The sequence below is a fragment of the Frankia sp. CeRuru1 genome (assembly GCF_977966315.1).
The window spans coordinates 1-6,479 of the sequence record NZ_CDWWEW010000297.1; the positions used below are offsets into that span (position 1 = coordinate 1).

Annotated in this window: 3 protein-coding genes and 2 pseudogenes; 2 read left to right on the plus strand and 3 right to left on the minus strand. The window is 69.0% G+C overall.

Annotated features, from left to right (window positions below; all coding sequences use genetic code 11):
* Nucleotides 1-224: 224 nt before the first annotated feature.
* Nucleotides 225-739, plus strand: a pseudogene (locus AC08OP_RS18380) (neutral zinc metallopeptidase); the annotation flags it as partial.
* A 99-nt stretch (nt 740-838) separates the two neighbouring features.
* On the opposite strand, the pseudogene AC08OP_RS18385 reads toward AC08OP_RS18380, so the two are convergent.
* Nucleotides 839-970, minus strand: a pseudogene (locus AC08OP_RS18385) (CRISPR-associated endonuclease Cas2); the annotation flags it as partial.
* 580 nt (nt 971-1,550) lie between these two features.
* Here AC08OP_RS18385 and AC08OP_RS18390 point away from each other — a divergent pair.
* Complete coding sequence (locus tag AC08OP_RS18390; RefSeq protein WP_476615326.1) at nt 1,551-1,718, plus strand: hypothetical protein; 168 nt, start codon at nt 1,551-1,553, stop codon at nt 1,716-1,718.
* 848 nt (nt 1,719-2,566) lie between these two features.
* Here the strand turns inward: AC08OP_RS18390 and AC08OP_RS18395 are convergent.
* Together AC08OP_RS18395 and AC08OP_RS18400 are read right to left on the minus strand one after the other, a co-directional pair.
* A complete protein-coding gene (locus tag AC08OP_RS18395) occupies nt 2,567-5,017 on the minus strand; it encodes a helicase-associated domain-containing protein (protein WP_476615327.1) in 2,451 nt (816 codons plus the stop codon).
* A gap of 252 nt (nt 5,018-5,269) precedes the next feature.
* On the minus strand, nt 5,270-5,638 hold the full coding sequence (locus tag AC08OP_RS18400) for a hypothetical protein (protein WP_476615328.1): 369 nt from the start codon (nt 5,636-5,638) through the stop codon (nt 5,270-5,272).
* Between the last annotated feature and the right edge of the window lie 841 nt (nt 5,639-6,479).

Sequence of the window (6,479 nt, forward strand, 5' to 3'; positions counted from 1 at the left end):
ACGCTTCCGGGCCCCGAAAACGTGCCTACCCCCCCACAACTTTGTGTCATGAATCGACTACGGGTTTCCGGCTGGTGCGGTGTCGGTCGTGACGTCGGCCGGGCCGGGTGCGAGAGCCGACGGGTCCAGATTCGAGAGCCGATCGGCATGGACATACTGCCTGCGGAACCCGGCTGACCGGTCATGCCCGGGGAGAAGGGGAAGGCGGAAGGCAGGTCATGTAGTTCGACGACTCGTCGGTCGACACATCCGAGCTCGAGGACAGGCGAGGTGGTGGTCTCGGCAGGGGGATCGCTGTCGGTGGCGGTGGGGTGAGCATCGTCGGTCTGCTCATCTACCTGGTGGTGACGGTGCTCGGCGGTGGTACCGACGGTGGTACCGACGGTGTCATTTGCAGACGCTGACCGGGACCGAGGCGCGGGTGCGGCAGGCACAGCGGGCGGACCCGTCCCGGGAGAACGAGCTCAGCGTGCAGCTCGAACTGCAGGCCGACTGCTACGCCGGGGTCTGGAGCACCCTCGCGAACACCGGCGGGAACGTCACCATCGGCGAGGCCGACCTTGACCAGGCGCTCGGCGTGGCGGAGGCCGTCGGCGACGACCGGATTCAGGTCAGGGCATCCGGCCAGGTCAACCCGGAGACCTGGACGCACGGGTCGGCGCGGCAGCGCCGCGATGTCTTCCTCACCGGCTACCGGGGCGCGTCGACGGCGTCCTGCGGCACCGTGCCGCACGCCTGAGCGAAAACCGACCGAGGGTTCCACCGAGCTTCACCGACCGGTGGGTTCAGGCGGTTCTCAGCTCCCGGTGCCAGGGCGGGCGGGGCGTCCCGTGCCCCGGCGGATGTTGCCGTAAAGGAGATCAGGCTGGCCGCGCCGCGTGGTCACCAGCGCACGATACTGCGCGGCCGACAGTTCGCCCTCGAAGACGCTGCGTTGCACCCAGTGCAGGTACTTGCGGCACGTGCGCAACGCCTAGGGGTTGCGTTCCGCCGCCGTGTCGTAGACCAGAACGACGAATAGGGATCATCACCCGTCGGATCGGAGTGGTGTCGAACATCGGCAGGTTCGACTTCGCCCAGAGGACGTCGGTGGGGCCCTCGCAGAAGGCACACGGCCGGTAGCACGTCGTCGGCCCGATCCGGCGCGAAGAACTCCTTCACCTCCGCGGTCAGCTTGGCCCGGTCCCGGGTCCGCCTGGCGTGGGTGGGTTTCGCGTTCGGATACATTGCGAAGAGGATTTTCCACCAGTCGTAGGCGAGATAATCCTTGCCGGCGATCGCGGCCTGAACGACGTCCGTGACGATCTGTTCGGCTACCCTGCCCAGGTCCTCTCCGGTAACGTCCTCAACATTTTCCCGGCCGGCGAGAACGGCGATCGACCGAGCTCCGCTCCGCTGCAACGGATGCTCGGTCAACAGCAATAAATTGTTGGCCGTGACGGGGACTGCGCCGGTTACGGACATGCTACCGAATCCATCCGAACCCCTGGTTGGTCGCCAGTCCCAGGCTCCAGTCATAAATGGCGTCCAGCAGGGCGGCGTCTGCTTTGATGCGGCACGGCGGCGGTGCTGCCGTGCCGCGGCGCCCGCTGTACCAGAAATTTCCGGGGAGGTCCAGCGGAGACGACTTCGACGTCCACGTCCGACGGCAGGCCGAGCAGGTCGGCCTTGTGCCGCAGGTTATGGCTCAGGCGATCGGCGAACTGCGGGTGGTCTGAGAGAACCATCGCCGGAGGTCGCATAGACACCGCGGGTCTTCCGTGTGTCCCGGAAATGTGGAGGCGAGACACCGAGTGGACGCAGTGATTTCCCGGCGTATCCCCGGTCATGCAGTTCCTCGGCCAAGGCCGGGTCCTGGCTCCGAATCAGATCGTAGGTAACGGCCCGCGCCGGAGTGAAGACATCTTCCCACTTGATGGCCGGCTCGTCGGCTGCGACATCAACGCGGAATCTCATTCATTTCTCCGTCCCGTGCGCATGCTACCTATCTGATTCTGGCAGAGCCACAGCGCGCATGATGAGGCAGTCTGCCACAGGCAGAAATCCTCCTCGACGGCCGGGTCCGGGACCGGGCCGGAAAAGACATGACCGGTGGCTCGTGCCTGCGTCCGGACGGGGCGGCCCGCGGGGTGCGGCTCTCCCGGCGAGATAGCCTCTGATCTGGGACTCCGGTGAACCACCCGGCCCCAAGCGGGCGGCATCCGAAGGACGGACTACCGCATGCGGTCTCCTTGCGCTTCGACACTGCGAGATGCACCGCCCTACAGTCCCTGACGACTACCAGTTGGACGCGCCTGCCAGTGCCGGCCGCCTTCACCGGCTGTGTCCAGTGGCGGCACCGGATGCCGCGACCCCTTCGGGCCCGGCGACTAGACTTGGATCATGGCGTCGACCTGCGGATTTACCATCGGGTCGCTGATTATCCCTGGAGGGATCGCAATCTCCGATGGCTCCCGGTCGGGGGGTTTTCATGGATGTTCTTTTTGGGCGCGGTGACGTCCAGGGTGGTCATCGCCGCGGTGAGCTCGGGATCTCGGGCGCCGCCTCGGAGGGAAGGGGGTGCCGGTCAGCCGACGGGACTGACGGATTCGATGTTGGCCACGGCGAACTCGCGCTCGGCGTTGCGCAGGTGGCACCAGGAGTTCAGCCACCGGCCGAAGAGCTGGTTCGGCTGGATGCGGCGGACCGTCCGGGTGCCCTGCTTGTCCCGGTAGGCGATGACGACGTCGCTGCGGCGTTCCACCGCGTCCGCCAGCACGGCGAGCTCGGCGTCGTTCAGCCGCCCGTTTATCTCGCCGAGCCGCTGGGCGAGATTGGTCAGGAGGGTGACACCGTCGTCCTCGCCGGTGCGCAGGCGCTGGGCGAGTTCGTCGGCCGTCAGCCGCCGTCGGGTCGCCGACGGACCGGCGGGGGGCCCGCCGCGCGGTCGGGACGCCCGGTACGGCTGTGCCGAGGCCCCCCGCGGCGCCTTCCGTCCCGGCCCGCTCGTCACGATGACGGTGCCCGTCGCGTCCTCGGCGACGGGGTAGAAGCCCGTCCGGCGCAGCTCGGCGAGGACCGTGCCCAGTTCCACCGGGCTTGCCAGCACGGTGGGGGCGAGCCGGGCGAGGTGCAGCTTCGCCAGCGCCCGGGTGTGGAGGATCTCGGCGGTCGTGGGCGCGTCGGCGAGGACGGCGCTGCGCATCCCGCGGACCCGCACGTGTCCGTGCCGGCGGGCGACGTCGGCGATGAGGTATTCGAGCGGCTGCGGGAGACCGTGATCGGCTATGGTGCGTAGCTGTTCGAGCAGCTCGGTGGCGGACCATCCGGCGTCCATCGCGGCGCGGACGCTGGTGGAGGTGAACCGCCAGGTCCCGGCCGCGCCCCGGGACTCCGGCACCGCCGCGGCCCGCAGGAGCTGGGACATCGCCGCGCTGGGCTGGCCGGACACGACCGCGGTGAGATCAGACTGCAGGATCAGGCTGGACGGCGTCTCAGGCAGCAGCTCGGCGCAGCGGTCCGCCAGGTCCCGCACCGTCCTCGCGGCCTGCGCGGCGAACTCGTCCGCGGTCGAGACGATCATAAGCCCGACGGTGGCAGCCGCCGTGTCGGTGGTGCTCGGCGCGGCCTCGAGCAGAGCTTGGCCGAGCTCGGACAGGACGTCGAGGGCGAACACCCCGAGCAGCTCGGCCTCGCGGATCGCCGCCGCTACCTTGATCTTGCGGGTGGCGGCGTCGTAGCCGTGCAGGGGGAAGAACCAGTCGAGGTTCTCAGCCGTGAGCCGCACCGACCGCCCGCCGGCCGCCGCGCGGATCAGCACCCGGCGAATCTGGCCCGCCCCCGACTCGATGGGCAGGGGCGGCGGGACGTCCTTCTCGTCGGCACCCTCGCGGCTCGTCGGCGCGTGCTCCAGAGCGTGCCACGCCGCAGCCAGCGTCGCCCATTGATGGCTTGGCGACTCCTCCCGCCACTCCTGGAACCGCGGGCTCGGTGCGTAGCCGCCATCGGTGAAGGTCAGCAGGCCGGCGGCCGCGACCAGGTCGATCCACAGCGGCAGCTCGGCCAACGGTATCGACAGCCGCTTCGCCAGCCGGGCCCGTTCCCGCCCACCGACGCCTCCTCGCTTGAGCGCCACGACGGGGGCGGCGGCCTCGTCGAGCAGGGCGGTCACGGCGCGGATGGCGCCCTGTGCGGCCGCCTGGGAGCTCGACCGGACGACAGCCTCGTTCACCTCCGGCCGGGGAATGTCCGGCGGCCCGGTGAGTCCCTGGTCGTGCCTGGCCAGCCAGGCGGCGACCGCGACCTCACGGGGGAGCTCCGGCCGGTTGCCGACGCCCAGCACCAGCCCCGCGGTGATCAGCTGCCTGATGGGCTGCGCGGCTGCCCTCTGGTCGTGGACCTCCTCGAAGGGCGTGTAGGGGAACGTGTAAGGGAAGTAGCCGCCGGCCGTGGCCAGGCGCAGGTCATCGAGTTGCTGCCTCGCCGGGGCGGGCAGGGAAGCGATGATCGTCGCGATGCGGCGGGCATCGGACATGAGTTCGGTGAGCCGCGCGGTCAGCTCGGTCTTGCGCAGGTTTTCGGCCGGAGCCCCGAGCGCCGTGACCGCCTTACGTAGATCCTCGACCAGGACGTTGTGGGCGATCTTTGCGACCGGGCGGGCGGAACTGATCTCCTCGACCCAGTGGTTGTGCAGCGGCTCCGGGAGGTGGACCACCCTGTCGGTCCAGGCGAGGCCGCGGGCGCACAGATCGCCCACCCCGGCGCGCACCGCGTCCGGTAACGCACCCAACAGCTCGGCCATCCGGGGTACCGTCGCGGACTGCCCCAGCAGCGCCGCCGCCTGGCCGACCCGGAGCGTGTCGCGGTTCAGCTCCCACAGCGCCGCCGCGAGCGAGTCCGGGCTTTCCAGCCGCTGCGCGAGCTGCCCGAAACCACGGGGGACCGGCTCGACCAGCACGTCCGGACGCGAGCGGAGCAGAGCGGCCAGCGCCGGCAAGTCCAGATCCGCAAGATGGTCGGCGAACGATCGTGGTGTCATCCCTTCCATTCTTATCTGCGCCGAGCGGGCACGACCGCCCGATCTGCCGGCAGCAGACACCCGAGACCACGGCCGCCCGTTCCCGATCCATCCGGATTGCGAGCAGACCGGTGGCGTCGGCGAACGGCATCGGCGCCCTCCGGGCGGTCACCGGTACCGCGGGCCTCGCCGTCGTTGCCGGTGCGACCTCACCGGATGCGGTCTCGTTGCCGGCCCGGCCTCACCGGGTGCGGTCTCGTTGCCGGTGCGGCCTCACTGATAGCCGATGTGGAGGACGGTGGGGCTGGTAGGCGCATCGCTGTCGATGACGACCGTCGGCCCGTCCGGACCACCCCCGGGGCCACCGGCCCAGCCGAAGGTGAACATGTAGCTGTGCCCCGGCGCGATCCGGAGATGGGAGTTCTGATCCAGGAGGCGTTCACCGTCCACCGAGATTGACTGGACGTGCAGGATCCCCGGTCCTTTGTCGGTGATTGTCAGGTCGGTCTGCCGCCCGACGCCGCTCACCGCGCCGGTCTCGTACGAAACGTTGATCATCGGGAGCGGATGATGCACCGGACGGCGGATCACGGCGCCGGCCGGCAACGCTGAGAACAGAACGAGCAGTATTGCGGTGACCATGATGGATACGGCGCGGCGGGACGGGTGCCGGGTACGGGCTGAAACGGATTGTGCGGCATCCCTCATAGCCCCGGAGCCGCCGGGGCGGACGGGCACCCGATCGAGGTGCGGGCGGCATACCGACCTGCCCGGTGAGGGGAGCATGGTTTCCTCCGCGCTGTATTTCCAGAAATCTGTCATCCCGGCCCGAGGATACTAGGAGCCCGGTACGCCGGGTGGCCAGCTCCTACGGGAACATCTCCACCGGACTGGAAACATGAGCCCATCCGGGGTATGCGGATACCCCTTGCGGGCACCCCCGGTGATGTGGGCGCAGCCGGTCGCCCGGCCCGTACTCCCGGGCAATGACCGGCCGCTGGAATGGTCCTCCCGGAGGATGGTCAACGGTGTCAAAAGTGGTCAACGGCTGTCGACGCCGGTCAACGGCGGGCGTGGCCGCCGCCCGGACTTTCGCCGGTTCGGCACAGATGTATCGGTTCTCCCATCTTGATAAATATTGTCATCGATGGCCGGGCGGGCAGGGTGTTCCGGTGCCAACCGCATCGGGTTCTCACCGGCCCGGCCGTTCGCCCGATGCGCGGCCCGATAATCCGGACGGGAATACATAAACGTGAAACGGAATCGAAGGGCTCGGCGCGCCGTTGTCATTGAGTGGGGAAGTTCTGGTAGGGAATAGCGGATCGGAGAACACGTGAGAGACGCGAGAGAGGTTCAAATATGCGTCGACCCGTTAAGAGAAGAACCGGGCGGGCTGTCGGTGTCCGTCGCATTCTGGTGACCATCGGAGCCGCCGTCACGCTCGGTCTGCTCACCACCGGCGCGGGCTGCCAGCCGCCCGGAC